The organism is Mesorhizobium sp. AR02 (genome assembly GCF_024746835.1).
Classification (GTDB): domain Bacteria; phylum Pseudomonadota; class Alphaproteobacteria; order Rhizobiales; family Rhizobiaceae; genus Mesorhizobium.
Genome location: NZ_CP080531.1, coordinates 3410559 through 3428894, shown reverse-complemented (window position 1 = coordinate 3428894; position 18336 = coordinate 3410559). Strand labels below are relative to the sequence as shown.

The following is an 18336-nucleotide window of genomic DNA, read 5'->3' as shown; positions in this document are numbered from 1 at the left end:
GCCCGGTAACGCGTTGCCGGCACTGGAAAAGGCGGTGGCGTTGGGTGGTCGTGGCCTGATCCGAGTTTGCCCCCGGAATCAGTGACTTGGGCCATTCATCGGCTGGAGCCGCCGCCGGATTCGACGGGGCTTTCCCAACTGAAGAAAATCCGGACGGGAGCGCGTTGCTCAAGGCCAGAGCGTGTCATGGCCGGGCCATCGCCAAAAACAGGTCCGTTGGGGTAGGTTGACGCTGTCTCTTGCCGGCGGTCGCTGCTCCCGCCCGTAACTGCAAGGGCGGAATTCGATTTTGCCATTGTCCCGGCTCGGCACCGCCTTTGATATGGTGCGATCGCACCATAGTCATTGCACGCAGGGGTAGCAGCAAATCCGCGATTGATTCCCTCGGCTTGCCTCTCCGGATACCTCGAACCCGGCGGCGCGATGCTATCCCGCGTTGCGCTGGACCTGGCGGCCGGCGCCGATCCAGCGCTCGACTTTCTCCAGCAGGGCTCTGGGGCTGATCGGCTTGGGCAGATAGTCGTCCATGCCCGCCTCCAGGCAGCGTTCGCGGTCGCCCTTGAGCGCATGCGCGGTGACGCCGACGATCGGCACATGCGTGCCGGTTTCCTGCTCCAGTCGGCGGATCGCGGCGGTCGCCTCGAGCCCGCTCATCTCCGGCATCGAGACATCCATCAGGATCATGCACGGATTGAGCTTGCCGAAGGCGTCGAGCGCCTTGCGGCCATTGCCGACGATCTCGAAGCCGTAGCCGGTCTCACCGAGGATCTGGGTGAAGACCATCTGGTTCACCTCATTGTCCTCGGCCACGAGGATGTCCAGCCTGTGTCCGCCATCGCCAGTGGCGGGAAGCCTGGGACGAATCGGCGGCGGCTGCAATTGCGCCCGTTGTTCGGACAGCGCCAACGGCGGCCGCTGAGGAGCATCGAGCGCCTCGCCTGCGGATGGCTGCGCGGCGTAGCCGTCCGTGGCGTGGCGATGGCGCTGGATGGTCGCGACCAGCGTTTCCAGGAGCACAGAGGAGCGCGCCGGCTTGATCAGCTGGGCATCGATGCCGAGATCGCGGTAGCTGGTGTTGGCGAGCGACTGGTCGACCGAGGTCAGCATGATGATCGGCGTGTCGGCGAGGCCTTCGGTATTGCGCACGATGCGCGCCATTTCGGCGCCACTCATCTCGGGCATCTGGTAGTCGAGCACGACGCAATCCACAGGCACGCCATAGGCGGCGGCGGCGATCAGCACCTTCAAGCCCTCGGCGCCGCTTTCGGCCGCGCAGGAATCGAACGTCCACGACGTCATCTGCTCGGTCAGGATGGCCCGGTTGACGGCATTGTCGTCGACGATCAGCACGCGTGCGCCCGTCACGTCCACCGGCATGATGCGCTGCCCGTTCTGCTGACCGGCCCTGGGTAGTGTCACGGTGAACCAGAAGGTCGAGCCCTTGCCCTCGGCGCTCTCGACACCGATGGTGCCACCCATCAGCTCGACCAGCCGTGAGGTGATGGCAAGGCCAAGCCCGGTGCCTTCGTGCCGCCTTGTCGAGGAGGTGTCGACCTGGCTGAATTTTTCGAACACCAGTTTCAGTTTTTCCTCGGGGATGCCTATGCCGGTGTCGGTGACCGAGATCGTCAGCCTGGTTCCGGTCGGGACCCTCTCGCCGGTCACGTCGACCAGCACATGGCCCTCATCGGTGAATTTCACCGCATTGCCGACGAGGTTGGTGACGATCTGCCTGATGCGGCCGACATCGCCGATGAACAGGCTTTCGAGCCTCGGCTCGATGCGCACGATGAGCTCGAGGTCCTTTTCCTTGGCGCGTGTCGACACCAGCGTCGCCACGTCCTCGATCGCCTCGGCAAGGTTGAAGGGCGCCGGATCGAGCACCAACTGGCCAGCATCGATCTTGGAGAAATCCAGGATGTCGTTGATGATGGTCAGGAGCGCGTTGCCCGATTTGACGATGATGTCGGTGAACGTCTTCTGCTTCGGATCGAGATTGGATTTGGCCAGGAGTTCCGCCATGCCCAGCACACCGTTCATCGGCGTGCGGATCTCATGGCTCATATTGGCGAGGAATTCCGACTTGGCGCGGTCGGCGAGCACGGCGCGCTGGCGCGCCTCGCTGAGTTCGGCCTCGCGCATCTTCAGTTCGGTGATATCGGTGGTCGATCCGATCAGGTAGAGCGAACCGTCCGACGCGATCATCGCGCCCTTGCGCGCGAACTGATGCCTGATGCTGCCGTCGGCAAGCCGCACCGTCTCCTCGATCTCCTGGGTGTCGCCGGTGCGCAGCACGGCCAGATCGCCGGCCACGAAAGCCTCGCCGTCCTCCCCGAAAATCTCGATGTCGGTCTTGCCGATTGCATCTTCCCTGCTGAGACCGGTCAGATCGCACCAGCCCTTGTTGACATAGAACTGCCTGAGATCGGAGCGCTTGGCGTAGATCGACACCGGCACATTGTCGATCAGGCTGCGGAACACCTCGTTCTCGCGCATGCTCTCTTCCAGAGCCCGCTCGCGCGCCTTGACGTCGGTGATGTCGGTGCTGGAACCAACCAGATGCACCGATCCGTCGATCGCCACCAGCCGGCTCTTGCGTGTCATCAACTGCCGCACCGTGCCGTCACGATGGGTAACGGGCTCCTCGACCTCGCGCACAGCGCCGGTCACCACGACATCGGTGTCGTCATGGCTGTAGCCTTCCGCCTCCTCGGCGCCGAACAGCTGGCGGTCGGTGCGGCCGATGACGTCTTCCTTGGCGAGGCCTGTGATCGCGCACCAGGCCTTGTTGACGAATTCGATGCTCAGATCCTGCGCCTTGATGAAGGCGGCCACCGGCAACTCGTCCATGACGTGCCGGAACAGATCGATCTGGCGCATCGAGTCGCGCAGCGCCGCCTCGCGACTCTTGATGTCTGTGATGTCGACGCGCACGCCGATGAACGTACCGTCATCGGTGCGCATGTCGTAGACCTGGTACCAGCGTCCATCGGCATTGAGGCGCTCGTAGGAAGAATTTGGCAGGTGGTAGCGCGCCAGCATGCTGTCGAGCCAGCGTTCGGAATCGGCCTCGTACAACCTGTCGATCCCGGCATCGCCGCTCGAGCGGAAATAGCCGACCGAATGGCCGAATTCCAGCGCCTCGCGGAAGGTCCGGCCGGGCTGCCAGAAGGGCTTCAGCGCCGGCAGCGAGTCCTGCAGCTTGTGGTTGGCGAAGACGAACTTGTCGTCGCGGTCGTAGATGATGACGCCGGCCGGTAGTGATTCCAGCACGCTGGCGAGATGCTTGCGCGCGTCCTGTGCCTCGGTCTCACGGCCCTTCATGTCGGTGACGTCGACATAGGAAATGAGCCGCTTGCCGCCGGGCAGCGGCGCCAGCGATGCGACAAGCGTGCGCCCGTCATTGTGCGGCAATTGCCTGGAACCGGCGACGCCGGCCCTGATTTCGGCTTCGCGCTCGGCGGTGTGACGTTGCCAGGCAATTTCATCGGCGCCGTAGGGATCGATGGCGCGGCTGGCCTCCATCAATTCTCGGAAGGCCGAGCCGATCCCGGCTCGGCCCGGATCGATCCTCCAGAAGTCATAGAAGGCGCGATTGATGACTTCGGCACGCATATCGGCATCGAGGACGAGAACGCCGATCGGCATCTCATCGACCATGGTGCGTAGGTTGACGAAGGTCTCGGCGATCTTGGCGTTGGCGCTTTCGATCTCGGCATCGCGACGCTTGAGTTCGGTGACCTCATAGTAGGTCAATAACCGCTTGCCCCCGGACAGCGCCGTCACCGAGAACATCATCGTCCTGCCGTTGGCATGGACAAATTCACGTGGCGCGACGGAGCCGGCGCGAATCTCCTCGATACGGGTGGCGAGGTAGCGCTGCCACTGCTGTTCGTCGATGTCGCCATAAATGCCATTGCGGCGGTTGAGTTCCATCAACTGACTGAACGGAGCGCCGACGGTCACCGCACCGTCCGGAATCCTGGACAGGTCGCGATACGCCTTGTTGACGATCAGTGTGTCGAGCTTGGCATCGAGAAGCACGACGCCCATGTGCATGGCGTCCATCGTCCGTTCGAGATCGGCAAGATGCCGGTCGGGTTCGCTGCCCGACAACGGGTTTTGCTCCACGGTCTCGAAGGCGCTGGCCAGCGCGGTGACGTTGCGGCCCATGCCGCGATAGCCGGCAAATTTTCCTTCGCTGTCAAACCGTGGAAAGCCTGACGTCAGCACCCAGCGGCAGTCGGCGCCGCCCCCCTTCAGTTCGTAGACGAAGTCGCGAAAGGGCCGGTGCGCCTGCAGATCCTCCAGATGCGCTGCCGCGCTGTGGTTGCCTTTCAGGACCTGGCTGAGGAAATCGAAGCGGAACCGGCCAAGTACATCAGCCGGATCGATACCGGTGGCCGCCTGGTAGCTGGGGGAAAGCCAGGAGAAGCGCAGTTCGGCGTCGGTCTCCCAGATCCAGTCCGAGCCTGCCTCGACCAGTTGGCGAAGCGCATCGGTCGAATCCATATCCGCGTGCGGTAGCGCGTCTCCGCGATGCACCGCCTTGCCGGGTCCACGCTTGCCGCGCGCGCCGATTGCTTCGTCCGCTTCCGCCATACTGTCCCCACCCCGAAAATCAAGGTCGAACCCTCCCTCCGCGGTTCGTCGACGGAATGTGCCCGAGAAGCATTAACGATCCGCTAACCTTAATTGCGCAACCACCACGTTCCTCCTGCGTTATTCCGTCCGGTTGTCGGGTGGACCAAGGCCGCGTTATAAGCCCGTGCAGGGGTGTTGCTTATGATTGGACGGATAGGGCCTTTCTTGCTGGGCGTGGTGCTGCTTTTCGGCAGTGGCTGTTCGCGCAGCTATGACGGCACGGTCATCATTCCGCGGCCGCTCGACGCCAGGCGCTTCTGGGACCGGCCGCCACCCAATATCGACTACGCGCCGCAGACCAACAACGGCGCCTTTCCGGTGCCGCCACCGCCGCCACAGCCGCCAGGACGATTTTCCGAACGCAGGGTTTTGAAACCTGCCATGCACAGACGACACCAGACGAGATTTTCACCGCCGCCTCCGCCGCCCTCGGATCCGGAAAAACAACTGGCGTGCAGGAACGTAAGCGCGCCGGGCCAACGGGTTCGCATGGTCTGCGACTAAATCTGGAAAGCAACCCGCCGAGCCTTATGGCGGACAGGCCCTATAGCGATGCCGCGCCCTTCTTCGGTTCCTTCGCTCCGAGCTTGTCGAGCGCGAGGCGAACCTGGCGCAGATCGTCCTGCCAGCCGTCATCATCGCCCATGGAACTCTCCGACGCGGCCCGCTGCAGGCCGCGCGCCTCGGATTCGATCTCACGCAGTTCGGCGACCTTCTCGTCATTGGTCAGAGAGCCGCTTTCGACGATCTCCAGAACCCGCATTTCCCTGAACGTGGCCATGGCGTTTCTCCTGGCTGTCGATCACAACGCCGTGAACGCCCCTCTGTTCCAGATGGGTCCTATAGAAGGCTGCACCATGACAGCCCGCGGCAACCTGTTATCCGATGGATGCGCAGAGAGGGGCGCTCATTCAGCCGGGAAGAAGGCCGGGCCAACCACGCGCACCGGCCGCCTGCTGGCCTCGATCGACTGCTCCTGAGCGGCACCCGCGGCTTCTGTCCCGGATTGCGGGATTGCCGCGACACTGCCGACGTCCGGCTTTGACTGCGGCAGGGGAATGATGGCGTTGGTCATGTTTGTCGGCGTCACCGTCCTTGCCCTCAGTTCGGCGACCCGCTGGTAGTAGCGCTTGACGTCGCAGGCCTTGAAATTGGCATCGTCCCGGTAGCGGAAAGCCGACGGCAATTCGGTATAGGGTTTGCGCGTATCAAGCGCGACCATCTTTTCGGTTTCCAGACTGGCGTCGCTCAGCGTGTAGAGATCGACGGCCGGATCATCGCAGATATAACGGCACTGATCGGCCATATCCTTGACATCGTCGCTGCCGGCGAATTGCGACTTTGGCGCGGGGAAGAAATATCCATCCGACAGGCGTACGCAAAACAGCATCGTATTGCCGGCATATGTTGCTCCGCCCGCTGTGGACTGGGTCTTCGACGCCGGGCGCTGATCCTTCGCCCCGGACGTGCAGCCGAGCGCCGCGAACCGGCCCGAAACGTCCCGGCCGGAACCGGCCGCGATCTGGCGCAGCACCTCCGTCCGGTTTCTGGCAAGGTCGGCGCAAGCGTTGAAGAAGCCGCCCGTGGCACTTTGCGCCGTGCATCTGCGCTGCCTCTCCAGGCCCTGGATCGCTGCAAGCTGGCGGCGCAGTTGCGCCAGTTCGGGGCTTACGCCCCCACCGCGGCCGCCAGAAAGCAACTGACCTCTGATCGCGCTGCAACTATCCGCATAAGAAGACGTCGTGCCGAGCGCAAAGGCGGCCACCGTCACCAGTGCGATCATCATGAGAAGCCAGAAACGGATCATCGGGACGACATTGTCCTTGTTGCTGACGGACTGGAATCACATTCTTTCGACTTGGGTAATCTTCGACTAAATGAGCTATATCTAATACTTAAAGAGTTACTGCCTGAAACAGATTTTCATCTAGTGTAATAGAATGGCTCCTGTAAATTCGATATTACGTTTTTATTTCAAGATTGAGACGAACCGGAAAACAATGCGGCCAGACCGATGGCTGTCGAAATTGCCGGGCCATGGCCCCAGCGACCGATCAATCCGGCGTTACCGGCGCCTGACGCTGAAACCTTTGCCTGACTGCGGCGTTGATGGGCAGAGGAGAACGCAGATGTCGATCCACTTCACGGTATCGGAACTGACACGGAACTTTTTCCATTCTCTCGGGCTGGATCATGAGCGCGCGCCACGACCGCTCAATCCCGAGCAAAACCTGTTGGTGGAGTGCTATCTGGCCGGGCAAATCCCGGAATCGGCCTGGAGCGACTATGTCTTCGAGACACCGGACTTGGCACGGCATGCTGAGGTTCGGCGACTGAGCCATTGAGCAATTGGTTCTGAAAAGCAGCCCGGCGGAAGCGTAAAGCCTTGCCGGGCGACGCGCTTTAGTCCGCCATTTCTCGATGAGAGGTCGGCGCGAACCGTTATTGCTTCGGGGCGGCCAGCTGCAACGTGAAGACGTTGCCGCCAATGCCCTGCGCCAAAGCCGGTGAAAAAGTCAGCGGTGTGCAATTCTTGACGGCGGCGACGGCCGCCTCGATGAACGCCTTCCGCGCCTTGTCATCGCCGGCCACCTTGGCGGCAGTCGGCCGCGGCGGACCGATCAGCGAGCCGTCGCGCTTGAAGCTGAAGCTCAGGGTTACGGTCGAATTCCCGGCGTCCGCCGGCGGCGTCCAGCACGCCTGGATCGCGTCCCCGACATCATCCATTGTGTTGAGCATCGCGGCCTGTGACGGGAGAAGCGTCCCGGCCAGCATTCCAACGGCGATCATCAGCATTGCCGCCACGCATTTCATCGCAAGCCCTCATCTCACTCCAGGCCGGCATTCGAAGCCGAATCCGCTGGAAGCGATGTTAGAGTCAACGTCGGCGATGACAATATCCCGATGTGAAAAGTTGATGCTCTGGCGCAATTCCAGGAAAAGTGTGAGCGGTTTTCCGTCCGGAATTGCGCAAAAACAAAGAGATAGAGCGGCTCGCCGTTTCCGTGAAACGGCGAAATGCTCTGGCACTGCCCGATCACCGTCGCGCGATGTCCCGACATGAGGCCCGAAAAAAGCAAAAAGGCCGGCACGGAGCCGACCTTTCCTTCCACCGATGGTGCGCCAGTACATCCGTGGTCGCGCGGCGAATTCCTGGCAGTAGACAGGGCTTTGGTTAACGAATGCTTAAGCTGAAGCCTTCGCCTGCGACCTCACATAGGCAATGTAGCCACGCACGTCGCCGGCCGGCTCGGCGTAGGCCTTGCCCAGCTTCTTCTCGATTGCTGCCATGTATTCCTTCGCCCATTTGGGCAGCACGTAGTCGATGACCGCCAGGAACTCGAGCGTCGCCGCCAGCCGGATGTCGGCGATCGACGGGTTCTTGCCACCGATGAACGGCTTGCCATCCCTGAAGAAGCTGTGGAAGACCTCCAGCGGCTCGGCGATCGCGGCCATGGCGGCCTTCTGTGCTTCCGACTTCTTGTCGGGATGAGCATCGCTGTGGCCGACCTCGCCGGCATATTGCGGGAAACCCAGCGCCGGATAGGTGGCGCGCGCCACATAGGGGTAGAGCGTGCCGATCAGGTAGAACATGGCGCTGTCGACCATCGCCCGCTTGGCCGGCGCCTTCGGATAGAATTTCTCCAGCCCGTGCTTGTTGGCGAGATACTGCATGATGGCGCAGCTTTCCCAAAGCACGCCTCTGGGCAGCCCCTTATCCTCGATCATCGGCGTCAGATGCGCCGGATTGCGCGCCATGTATTCCGGCGAGCGCGTGTGGCCCCAGGCGTCGGTCTCGGCGGCGTCGAACCCGGCCGCGCGGGCAAACACCCGCACGGTCATGTTGTTGACGCTCGGCTTCAGCATGCTGAGCTTCAGCGCCGGCTTCTTCGCCGACTTGGCCTTGGCGGTCTTCGGCGCCGACTTTTGGGCTGCCGGCTTCGCCGCGGCTTTCGCGGCCGCCTTCGGCGCGGCTTTTGCAGCCGGCTTCGCGGCCACTTTTGCCGCCGCGGCGGCTTTCGGCTTTGCCTGGGCAGAAGCCTTCTTCGCACTCTTTGTCACTGTCTTTGCCATTGTGGTCCTCCCTCTGTTTTTGTTGGCCGTCAGTATGGATTCTTCGGCGCCCGGTCGTCCGACAAGGTCGCGCGGGAGCTCTCGACAAGCGCCTGGATCGCGTCGGCAAGGTGCACCTCGGCAATGTTGTAATCGCCGCGCGCGACACGCAGCCGGTGCGCCTGCATCAGCACGTCGGCATGGGTGAAACCCACCGGCGGCTCGAAGCGGTAGGAAGCGAGTTCGATCAGCAGGCCGAGCGGATCCTCGAAATAGATCGAATCCATGAAGCCGCGATCCTTGACGCCGCTGTGCTTGATGCCGCGTTCGTCGAGCCGGGCGACCGCCTGCAGGAAGGTGACGCGCGACACCGCGAACGCGATGTGGTGGACGCAGCCCGGATCGGTCGGCGTGCGCCGCTTCTGCGGCGTGCGGCTCTCATCGGTGAAGACGGTGATCAGCCGGCCGTCGCCTGGATCGAAATAGAGATGGCTTTCGCTGGCCTTGTCGAGGTTGGGCTGCTCGAAGATGAACGGCATGCCGAGCACGCCTTCCCAGAAATCGATCGAGGTCTGGCGCCCGGCGCCGACCAGCGTGATGTGGTGGACGCCCTGCGCTTGCAGCTTCTGCATTGGCCTTCTCCCCGTGGCCTCGATTGCCCGTCAGGATCTGCCTGGCACCCGGCGTTCTGTGCGCCGCTTGAGCCGTGCCTCGAAATCCATGGCGTGATGCTAGTGCAATCGGCCCCGCCACGCCAGAAGCGGCGAGCCCTATCGTTGCACGACGGTGGAATCGCTCTTGGCGGTAAAAGCCTGCAGGACCTATTCAAGAGACGGCGGACACGATCGCAACGCGAAAGCCGCCCTCATCGCATCCTGGCCGAAGCAAGACTAAGCGACCGCCCTGAGTTCCGCTTCCGCCAACATTCCCAAGCCACGACACTCGGTGCAGGTAACGGTCTTCCCCGGGCAACTGATCTGGTGCGTCCCTTGCGGGCAGCAATGCCCCTTCGACTCGCCCCATCTGGAGCAATCGAAAATCTTGCCACCGCCATGGCAGCGCGGGCAAATCATCTTCACTGACGCCATTCCAACTCTACCCGACCCAATATCCACATTGCCGCGGATGCTACCCCCACGCCGTAAGTAACAGGGATCGTTGCGCTTTCAAGCGTCGCGGCCTGACTTAAATTGGGTGGATTCGGGCACGCGGGCCCGCCGCGCTTTCGCGGGCTTCGCCAATCCCTCCCGGCCAAACACGATCCGCGCGGGTGCGTGCCCGAGTGTTGTCCCTGCCCTCTCTACTCGTAGAGAGGATGGCCACGAAATGTGGATAGGGCTGTTTCCTTCATCTGTTCGGCCGATGCGCCACCTCATTCTGAGGGCCATATTGAAGATGATCCTACGGATCACTGAGTAGTCCGCAGCCAGTCCCCTTGCGGCCACTCCAAGGGCCCCGCTTGACTCCCGGTCGGCGGGGCTTTTCCATGCAGTCAACAGGATGACCTTGCGGCGTAAAAGTGGATGGTCGCGCAGCCCGGAATTGTTCCGATCAAAGTCCGATCAAAGATTGAAGACGTGCGAAGCGGTCAGCCCGGCCAGCAGCACGCCCGCAAGGAGAGCGATGATCGAGGCGAGGAACCAGCGCAGCGTGACCTGATAGACCGGCTCGTCGTCGTCGCGCGGGAGCAGCGAACGCCACAGTGTGACGAGTTGGAGGACGATGGCCAGCGCGAGCAGGAGCGTCGCCAGGATCGAGGCAGTCGTCCATCCGCCATCAGCTTCGAAATTCCAATACCGCAGGAAAAGAAGTGAAAATCCGAGCAATACGGTGATCGCGGAAATCACACCCTGTCGGTAGCCACCGGGCAAAGGAACTCTACGCGCCTCGATTGCCTGAAAACCCGGCTCGATGGCCTCATCGGGATCCTGACGCTTGGGTGGGTCGATCATGAAGGCGACATCTGTTTTGGCACGCTTGGAAAGTCGGCGCAGGGTCTTGTTCGATCGATACGACCGAGGAAACCTTGCAGGCTGTCATCATCATCCCTGTGCCTTCCTCGCGCAAGGTGAGCGACCCGACGGGCGATTCACCCGAGCAGCCGGACCACTACGTCACTTCGCCGACCCAGGCGCAGTTTCTCTTCTCGCCCTTCGGCGGCTATTATGGTGGTTTCGGAGGGTTCCCTTTCCCCTACCGCTATAGCGGCGATTACTACGGCGACCCGTACTACGAGCCATATCGCCCATACTACCGATACCACTACAGGTACCACCACTGCTATTACTACCCGCAGCGGTACTACTACCATCATAGACATTATCACCACCACCACAGGCACCACCACCACAGGTACTATTACAGGTAGTCCATTGGGCATCTGCCCGCTTACACTGTTGGCCGGGTTAGGCGCCAAGTTCGGCGCGCGGTCGACTTGTGTTTCCGGTATCAGCCGGCGATGATCTCGATCATGAAAAAGCCGATCGTGAACGTCGAACACATTCCCAATCCGCGAATTAAGGAACGCGAGAAGGTCGGACCTCACCTCACCCGGCATGAACAATTGGGCCTAAACGGGAGAATCGCTCTCGTCATCACGAACTCTGTTGGCACGATGTGGTGCGCCTATGTCTTCGCGGGGATCGCCCTCATCAGCTTGCCGGCTGCCATCCAGGGCGGAGTAGCGACGCTGATCGCTTGGATCGCACAGACATTTTTGCAGCTGGTGCTGCTGTCGGTAATCATGGTTGGCCAAAAGGTTTCGGCCGCCGCCTCAGACAAGCAGGCGCTGCAGACCTACAAGGACGCCGAAGCGCTCTTGAAAATCCAGGATGAGGTGCACCGGCTCATCGAGGTCAACAATAGCCTGACCGAGGAGATCCACCGCGCCGTTACGGCGAGGGGGACGCCGGCTGTCTAGACGGGTTGATCCGCATCCTGGCGCGCCGTGACATGCCAGGATGAGAACTGCGTTCACTCCATAGCGTTCTGACTGGACAGTCGTGAGGAGCAACGAGCCTCCGACGGGAGAGGCTCGTCTCTCCCGGAGCACTCCGGTCGCAGCGCATCGTCGAACTTGGTGCCGCCGGCTACCTACAGCGGAGACGCGTCCCGCGCCTCGTGGCACGTCCTTGCTGGCGCTCCTTCATTCGCATGTCGGAAGAATTAGCAACAGAGAATATAAGCCGCGGCCGGTGAGGCCCGCACCCAACTGTGCACCGGGCCTCGGTACCAAGTCCTTGGGCTTCATCACAACGAAGGACGACATGCGTAGGCAGCCATGGAATCCATATCTGAGATATTCGCGGGGAATTTCTAACGTGGAAGCAGTAGGCCTTTACCGTTGCCCAGGAAATCCGCCCTTTGCCTGCACCCTGGAGAAGGCCAAATGCAATTACATTGCCCAGGAAGCCTACCGCGCTGGCGGGCTCAAGCCGGACTTTGACGCATTGCCATGGGAAGCTGACTACAGGGCAGCGAAACAAAAGGCGTAGCAGCGAAGACCTGCTCTAATGTGCTCATTTTTCCCAGGAATCGCACCGACCCGCAAACCGCGATCCATTAGCATGCACTTAATTAGGTCAAGGGAATTTTAACGAATCGTTGACCGCGCTGTCCTATTTTGGAACAGCGCGGTCAAACCCCAACCGGACCGCGCAGGCGGCTCCGGCAATCCAGCCCCCGCCGCACTGTCGGAGCCGCTACCACACTCATCTAAAATACCAGCAATGGTTGAATCAACAGTTACCGCACGTACTTTCCAGTGCACTGTGCCAATCATTAGACTTTGATGGAAAAGGGTGGGCATGCGCTGGCTGGTTAGCCAGCCCCTATCAAGTACATCAAGAGGCCCACAACGGCGGCTACCGACGCTCCGCTGATAAGCAGCGGCAAGCGGCGGCGTTTGCCTCGTTTGACTGGCCTTCCGTCTGCGGCGGCATAAGAACTGTAAATGCGCCGGCCGTCCTCGCCGAACCGATCGCTATTTGGGTAAGCCTTTTTTGGCTCAGATCTCGGTCGAAGTATTCCCATGGCCTAGCCCAGATCACGATCCTTGCCGACAGTTTAGGGCTGTCTTCTTAGCCACAGCCATTTTCCGCATCCTGTTTCAATAGATCTGCACACCAAGCCGCTCGTTTTTTCTCCACCGCACGACGGCACGATATCTAGCGTCATCCGCAGGGATGTGAAGAACGAACCGGTCAGGAATAACCACGCCCGGATCCACTCGTAGCTCAGCACCGTGAGCGTGCTGATTTCTGACGGAGCACCGGATGGTCGCATCTTCAGTGATGATGGTCCCGTCTTTTAGGACAGCACTCCGAGGATGCGAGCGTCGCTCAATTGGCGGATCGTCGGGGCCGCTGCTCATGGTCTCATTCCTCGAAACACCGCGATTGATTTAGCTTGCGCTGAAATGGTTCCCAAAACGAAAAAGCCCGCCGGCGGGAACCAGCGGGCGAATGGGGCGCATGCGGCTCAATGGGAAGCGAAAATGACCTCCACGGAAGGCATATTTGACGAATATTTGACGATTTTTGCAGGTGCAACGCTAAGTGCTTGAAATCTCTGGTACGCCCAAGGGGAATCGAACCCCTGTTCCCGCCGTGAGAGGGCGGTGTCCTGACCGCTAGACGATGGGCGCGCTCAAGAACCGGCGATATAGGCTGACGGCCGGGAAAAAGCAACTGGGGTTTGGCCAGCTTTACCACATCAGGGAAAAGCCGGCCGCAAGCCTAGCGTTTCGGCTCGATCAGGTCCCAGAGATTGCCGTGGAGATCGGCGAAAACCGCGACCGTGCCATAGGGCTCAAAACGCGGCGCCTCGCGGAATTCGACGCTCTTTTCCAGCATCGCCGCATGATCGCGGGCAAAGTCGTCGGTTTCGAGGAACAGAAAAACCCGGCCACCCGTCTGATTGCCGATGCTTTGCCTTTGTGCCTCGTCGGACGCCTCGGCCAGCAGCAGTCTGGCACCCTGCCCGTTGGCCGGCGCCACCGTGACCCAGCGCTTGCCGCCGCCGAGATCGACGTCCTCGAGGAGCAGGAAACCCAGCCGCCCGACATACCAGGCAATCGCCTCGTCATAATTGGCGACGACCAGTGCGACAGTCGCCACACGACGATGTTCGGCAAAGCCGGTCATTTCTGCGACACGCTTGTTTGTTGCACTGTTGCGGCCAGCCTATTTGTTGCGAATTGCAAACTGGCCGATCAGGCGGCGCTCGGCGATATCATAGACGAAGATCGCACGACCGCCGTCGGCAAGCTCGGCGTCGATCGAGATGCGGTTGCCGGACAGCGACTGGCTGACCACTTTTGCGCCGACCGGCAGCACGATGTCGCCACTCAACGGCTCGCTGGCGGGCACCTGGACATCGCCGGCCAACTGCGCGCTCGTGGGCGGAGCGTTGCGCGCTTTGTAGACAAGGGCCCCGATCACCACCATAAGGGCGACAAACAGCAGGCCGAGATTGATACCCATGAAGCGGATGAGCTTCTTGCGCACCTTTTCAGCTTCAGCGTCGAGCGGCTTCTCCTGGTCTTCGTCGGCAATCGGGCTGGCCATGGCAAAACATTCCGGAATTTTTCAATGAGCGCTCATAACGAAGAGGCCCCCGAATTGATAGAGGACCAATTCATCGAGGCAGCGCCCACCGTGCTTGTGGCGGGCGCGGATGCGGCCGGACAGCGCCTCGATCAATGGCTGGCGGCCAGCCTCGGCCCCGACATGTCGCGCAGCCGCGTGCAGATGCTTATCCGGCAGGGCGCCGTGAGCATCAACGGCAAGCCGGTCGACGAGACCAAGCGCAAGATGACCGCTGGCGAAAGCGTGTCGGTCGCGATGCCGGAACCGGAGCCGGCCACGCCGCAGGGCGAGAACATCGCGCTCGATGTGCTCTATGAAGACGACGCACTGATCGTCATCAACAAGCCGGCAGGGCTTGTCGTGCATCCCGGCGCCGGCAACTGGACCGGCACACTCGTCAACGCGTTGATCCATCACTGCGGCGACAGCCTGTCTGGCATTGGCGGGGTGCGCAGGCCGGGCATCGTGCACCGCCTGGACAAGGAGACCAGCGGCGTCATGGTGGTGGCCAAGACCGACCGCGCCCATAAGGCGCTGTCGGAAGCCTTCGCCGATCATGGCCGGAGCGGCGATCTGGAACGCGCCTATCTGGCGCTGGTCTGGGGCATACCGCAGAGGCCGACCGGAACGGTCGATGCGCCGCTTGGCCGCGCCGCCGACCGGGTGCGCCGTGCCGTGGTACCGGAAGGCCGCGACGACGCCCGCCATGCCGTCACCCACTTTGCCGTCCAGGAGCGTTTTGGCGAAAAACAGCAGGAGTTCGCCACCGCAAGCCTGGTCGAATGCCGGCTGGAAACCGGCCGCACCCACCAGATCCGCGTCCACATGGCCCATATCGGGCATCCAGTCGTCGGCGACCCAGACTACGGCCAGGCCTTCCGCACCAAGGCCAACCGGTTGCCGGAACCCCTGAAAGGTCAGGTCAAGGCATTTTCCCGGCAAGCTTTGCATGCCTGGCTCCTTGCATTTCGCCATCCCGATACCCATTTACCTCTGAGGTTCGAGGCGCCGATACCGGGGGATATGGAGGAACTCGTCGGCGGCTTTCGCAATCTCTAAACCTGTCATCAACAAGCTCGAAACCAGCCATCAAAAAACCTGACTGGCATTGTTCACTTCAGCGTGACACACTGTTTCGTGTTGAACAAATGCCTGTCTTTTCTGGTTTTGTTCCTGTATAAGATCTGATGTCGCGAGCGAGCCTTTTGGTGCTCGCGTCACATGCCCGCCGCGTTTCGGGGGCATCACTCCAATAGAGAGGGGGCGCTATCATGGCCCAGTCACTACCCAGTATTGTTTCCGGCGAAGGCGGCCTCAGCCGCTACCTGGAAGAAATCCGCCGCTTTCCGATGCTTCAGCCGCAGGAAGAGTACATGCTCGCCAAGCGTTATGCCGAGCATGAAGACACCAGCGCTGCGCACAAGCTCGTCACCAGCCATTTGCGGCTCGTCGCCAAGATCGCCATGGGCTATCGCGGCTACGGTCTGCCGATCGGCGAGGTGATCTCGGAAGGCAATGTCGGCCTCATGCAGGCCGTCAAGAAATTCGAACCCGAACGCGGCTTCCGCCTCGCGACCTACGCCATGTGGTGGATCAAGGCCTCGATCCAGGAGTACATCCTGCGCTCGTGGAGCCTGGTCAAGATGGGCACGACCGCCAACCAGAAGCGCCTGTTCTTCAACTTGCGCAAGGTGAAGGGCAAGATCCAGGCTCTGGACGACGGCGATTTGAAGCCCGATCAGATCACCGAAATCGCCACCAGGCTGAACGTTTCCGAAGCCGAAGTGGTGTCGATGAACCGCCGCCTGTCCGGCGACGCCTCGCTCAACGCGCCGATCCGGGCGACGGAAGGCGAATCCGGTGAATGGCAGGACTGGCTGGTCGACGACCACGAAAGCCAGGAAGAGATGCTGATCGAGCAGGACGAGCTGGAAAACCGGCGCGGCATGCTGTCAGGCGCTCTTGCCGTGCTCAACGAGCGCGAGCGGCGCATCTTCGAGGCCCGTCGCCTCGCCGAAGAGCCGCTGACGCTGGAAGAGCTGTCAGCCGAGTTCGACATCAGCCGCGAGCGCGTGCGCCAGATCGAGGTGCGCGCCTTTGAGAAGGTGCAGGATGCGGTCAAGGCCGCCGCCAAGCGCCAGACCCAGGCGCTGCGCACCATCGAAGCACAGCCGGCGGCTTAAAGTCGGCTTCGGCCAGGAAATATCAAGGCGGCGTCAGGAAACTGGCGCCGCCTTTTTCGTACACCGTAGCCAGGCTGCGATTGCCTCAAAGCCCATCCAGCGGAAACTTCAGATAGCGCCGGCCATTGGCTTCCGGTTCCGGCAGCCGTCCGCCATTCATGTTGACCTGCAGCGCGTGCAGGATCAGCCGCGGCATCGGCAATGTCCGGTCGCGTGCTTCGCGCAGGGCGACGAACTCAGCCTCGCTGTGGGCGGCAACGAGATGGATATTGCTGGCTTTCTGCACGGCCACCGTGCTTTCCCACGAGGGCTCGCGGCCACCGGCCTGATAGTCATGGCCGACGAAGACGCGCGTCTCATTGGGCAACGCCAGTATGTCCTGGATCGAGCGCCAGAGCCGCGCGGCACTGCCGCCGGGAAAATCCGCGCGTGCCGTGCCACTGTCGGGCATGAACAGCGTATCGTGAATGAAAGCGGCATCGCCGACCACATAGGTGATCGAGGCCAGCGTGTGTCCGGGGGAGAACAGCACCTTGACTGGAAGGCTGCCGATCCGAAACGTCTCGCCTTGCCCAAACAGCCGGTCCCACTGCGAGCCGTCGGCGGGAAAATCCGGCCAGTTGTAGATCGCCTTCCACAGCTTCTGGACGTCGACGACCCTGTCGCCGATCGCCGTCGGCGCTCCGGTCTTCTGTTTCAGGTAGTGCGCAGCGGAGAAATGGTCGGCGTGCGGGTGGGTGTCGAGGATCCACTCGAGCTCCAGCCCGTTCTCCCCGACGAAATCGAGCAGCGCATCAGCGCTCTTCGTAGCCGTTGCGCCGGATTTCTCATCGAAGTCGAGGATCGGATCGATAATGGCGCACCGCTTGGTCGCCGGATCGGTGACGACATACTGGATGGCCCCGGTCGGCTTGTCGTAGAAGCCTCTAACCTGCGGTCCTGCCAAAGCCACGTCCAAACCGAACTCCCCAACCCCAGCCGACAGGAACGATTTTCTCCGCCGAGCTCCAATAGGAGCATGGTTGTCCACCCAAGCAGGCCAGTCAAGCATGACTTGGCCCGCAAGGACGGAAACGGCAAAAACCGTTCCGGCGCCGGTTTTCAGGCGGACGGCTGCTTGGTCTTCCTGAGATAGGGCAGGATGGTCTCGAAGGCGCCAAAGCGCTTGATCGCATCCTCGTTGGAAACGGCGGCGGTGATGATGACGTCCTCGCCCTGCTTCCAGTTGGCCGGCGTCGCCACCTGATGCTTGGCGGTGAGCTGCATGGAATCGACCGCGCGCAGGATCTCATCGAAATTGCGGCCCGTGGTCATCGGGTATGTCAGCACCAGCTTGATCTTCTTGTCCGGCCCGATGACATAGACCGAGCGCACGGTGGCGTTGTCGGCTGGCGTGCGGCCTTCCGAGGTCTCGCCGGCACCGGCGGGCAGCATGTCATACAGCTTCGCGACCTTGAGGTCCTTGTCGCCGATCAGCGGATAGTGCACCGTTTGGCCGGTCGCCGTCTTGATGTCGGCCTGCCACTTGTCGTGGCTCGCAACCGGATCGACGGAGATGCCGATGATCTTGACGTTGCGCTTCTTGAACTCGCCTTCGAGCCCGGCCATCGTGCCAAGCTCGGTCGTGCAGACCGGTGTGAAATTCTTCGGGTGGCTGAACAGGATCGCCCAGCCGTCACCGATCCAGTCGTGAAAGCTGATCGTCCCTTGGGTGGTCTCGGCGGTGAAATCCGGCGCGATGTCGTTGATACGAAGGCTCATGGTTCCTACCCCTGTGAATGCCGCCAGTTGGCGGGCTCCCACCCTTTTACCACTCCCTCGGCGACGTTCAAAACGGTGAGGTCGCCGGCAGTGATGCAGCCCGCGAA

At 61.6% G+C, this 18336-nt stretch carries 18 protein-coding genes and 1 tRNA gene; 5 read left to right on the top strand and 14 right to left on the bottom strand.

Going from position 1 to position 18336, the window contains the following annotated elements; genetic code table 11:
• Nucleotides 1-426: 426 nt before the first annotated feature.
• Nucleotides 427-4602, bottom strand: a complete 4176-nt coding sequence (locus tag DBIPINDM_RS20780) for a PAS domain-containing protein (RefSeq protein WP_258588965.1) — start codon at nucleotides 4600-4602, stop codon at nucleotides 427-429.
• Nucleotides 4603-4785: 183 nt separating this feature from the next.
• Between DBIPINDM_RS20780 and DBIPINDM_RS20775 the strand changes: the two genes are divergently transcribed.
• Complete coding sequence (locus DBIPINDM_RS20775; protein WP_258588964.1) at nucleotides 4786-5148, top strand: hypothetical protein; 363 nt, start codon at nucleotides 4786-4788, stop codon at nucleotides 5146-5148.
• A 40-nt stretch (nucleotides 5149-5188) separates the two neighbouring features.
• On the opposite strand, the gene DBIPINDM_RS20770 is transcribed toward DBIPINDM_RS20775, so the two are convergent.
• On the bottom strand, nucleotides 5189-5425 hold the full coding sequence (locus DBIPINDM_RS20770) for a hypothetical protein (RefSeq protein ID WP_258588963.1): 237 nt from the start codon (nucleotides 5423-5425) through the stop codon (nucleotides 5189-5191).
• A 126-nt stretch (nucleotides 5426-5551) separates the two neighbouring features.
• Complete coding sequence (locus tag DBIPINDM_RS20765) at nucleotides 5552-6451, bottom strand: DUF2865 domain-containing protein (RefSeq protein ID WP_258588962.1); 900 nt, start codon at nucleotides 6449-6451, stop codon at nucleotides 5552-5554.
• 322 nt (nucleotides 6452-6773) lie between these two features.
• Between DBIPINDM_RS20765 and DBIPINDM_RS20760 the strand changes: the two genes are divergently transcribed.
• Nucleotides 6774-6989, top strand: a complete 216-nt coding sequence (locus DBIPINDM_RS20760) for a hypothetical protein (protein ID WP_258588961.1) — start codon at nucleotides 6774-6776, stop codon at nucleotides 6987-6989.
• Nucleotides 6990-7086: 97 nt separating this feature from the next.
• Here DBIPINDM_RS20760 and DBIPINDM_RS20755 read toward each other — a convergent pair whose 3' ends face one another.
• The 5 genes from DBIPINDM_RS20755 to DBIPINDM_RS20735 form a co-directional block, all read right to left on the bottom strand.
• Complete coding sequence (locus DBIPINDM_RS20755) at nucleotides 7087-7458, bottom strand: hypothetical protein (protein ID WP_258588960.1); 372 nt, start codon at nucleotides 7456-7458, stop codon at nucleotides 7087-7089.
• Between the two features lie 14 nt (nucleotides 7459-7472).
• The gene (locus DBIPINDM_RS20750; protein ID WP_258588959.1) at nucleotides 7473-7757 is read right to left on the bottom strand and encodes a hypothetical protein; all 285 of its coding nucleotides are present in this window, start codon (nucleotides 7755-7757) and stop codon (nucleotides 7473-7475) included.
• 73 nt (nucleotides 7758-7830) lie between these two features.
• Nucleotides 7831-8718: a glutathione S-transferase family protein gene (locus DBIPINDM_RS20745; protein WP_258588958.1), complete on the bottom strand. Its 888-nt coding sequence runs from the start codon at nucleotides 8716-8718 to the stop codon at nucleotides 7831-7833.
• A 29-nt stretch (nucleotides 8719-8747) separates the two neighbouring features.
• Nucleotides 8748-9329 (bottom strand): VOC family protein, encoded by a 582-nt coding sequence (locus tag DBIPINDM_RS20740; RefSeq protein ID WP_258588957.1) that lies wholly within the window; start codon nucleotides 9327-9329, stop codon nucleotides 8748-8750.
• A gap of 930 nt (nucleotides 9330-10259) precedes the next feature.
• Nucleotides 10260-10649 (bottom strand): hypothetical protein, encoded by a 390-nt coding sequence (locus tag DBIPINDM_RS20735; protein WP_258588956.1) that lies wholly within the window; start codon nucleotides 10647-10649, stop codon nucleotides 10260-10262.
• Between the two features lie 518 nt (nucleotides 10650-11167).
• On the opposite strand from DBIPINDM_RS20735, the gene DBIPINDM_RS20730 reads away from it, so the two are divergent.
• Complete coding sequence (locus tag DBIPINDM_RS20730) at nucleotides 11168-11617, top strand: hypothetical protein (RefSeq protein WP_258588955.1); 450 nt, start codon at nucleotides 11168-11170, stop codon at nucleotides 11615-11617.
• Between the two features lie 1188 nt (nucleotides 11618-12805).
• Here the strand turns inward: DBIPINDM_RS20730 and DBIPINDM_RS20725 are convergent.
• The 4 genes from DBIPINDM_RS20725 to DBIPINDM_RS20710 all read right to left on the bottom strand — a co-directional run bounded on the left by DBIPINDM_RS20725 (nucleotide 12806) and on the right by DBIPINDM_RS20710 (nucleotide 14264).
• Nucleotides 12806-13069 carry a PilZ domain-containing protein gene (locus tag DBIPINDM_RS20725; RefSeq protein WP_096450994.1) on the bottom strand — a complete coding sequence of 88 codons (264 nt, stop codon included), beginning with the start codon at nucleotides 13067-13069 and terminating at the stop codon, nucleotides 12806-12808.
• Nucleotides 13070-13267: 198 nt separating this feature from the next.
• Nucleotides 13268-13342, bottom strand: a tRNA-Glu gene (locus DBIPINDM_RS20720).
• A 91-nt stretch (nucleotides 13343-13433) separates the two neighbouring features.
• The gene (locus tag DBIPINDM_RS20715) at nucleotides 13434-13841 is read right to left on the bottom strand and encodes a VOC family protein (RefSeq protein WP_258588954.1); all 408 of its coding nucleotides are present in this window, start codon (nucleotides 13839-13841) and stop codon (nucleotides 13434-13436) included.
• 39 nt (nucleotides 13842-13880) lie between these two features.
• On the bottom strand, nucleotides 13881-14264 hold the full coding sequence (locus DBIPINDM_RS20710) for a fimbrial protein (protein ID WP_258588953.1): 384 nt from the start codon (nucleotides 14262-14264) through the stop codon (nucleotides 13881-13883).
• A gap of 24 nt (nucleotides 14265-14288) precedes the next feature.
• Between DBIPINDM_RS20710 and DBIPINDM_RS20705 the strand changes: the two genes are divergently transcribed.
• On the top strand, nucleotides 14289-15344 hold the full coding sequence (locus DBIPINDM_RS20705) for an RluA family pseudouridine synthase (RefSeq protein ID WP_258588952.1): 1056 nt from the start codon (nucleotides 14289-14291) through the stop codon (nucleotides 15342-15344).
• A 212-nt stretch (nucleotides 15345-15556) separates the two neighbouring features.
• Nucleotides 15557-16468, top strand: coding sequence for an RNA polymerase sigma factor RpoH (rpoH, locus tag DBIPINDM_RS20700; RefSeq protein ID WP_172223104.1), 912 nt, complete (start codon nucleotides 15557-15559; stop codon nucleotides 16466-16468).
• Nucleotides 16469-16553: 85 nt separating this feature from the next.
• On the opposite strand, the gene DBIPINDM_RS20695 is transcribed toward rpoH, so the two are convergent.
• Both DBIPINDM_RS20695 and DBIPINDM_RS20690 read right to left on the bottom strand, forming a co-directional pair.
• Nucleotides 16554-17414, bottom strand: coding sequence for an MBL fold metallo-hydrolase (locus DBIPINDM_RS20695; protein WP_258588951.1), 861 nt, complete (start codon nucleotides 17412-17414; stop codon nucleotides 16554-16556).
• A 155-nt stretch (nucleotides 17415-17569) separates the two neighbouring features.
• Entirely contained in the window at nucleotides 17570-18229 is a 660-nt protein-coding gene (locus tag DBIPINDM_RS20690) for a peroxiredoxin (RefSeq protein ID WP_019861622.1), read from the bottom strand.
• Nucleotides 18230-18336 lie beyond the last annotated feature (107 nt).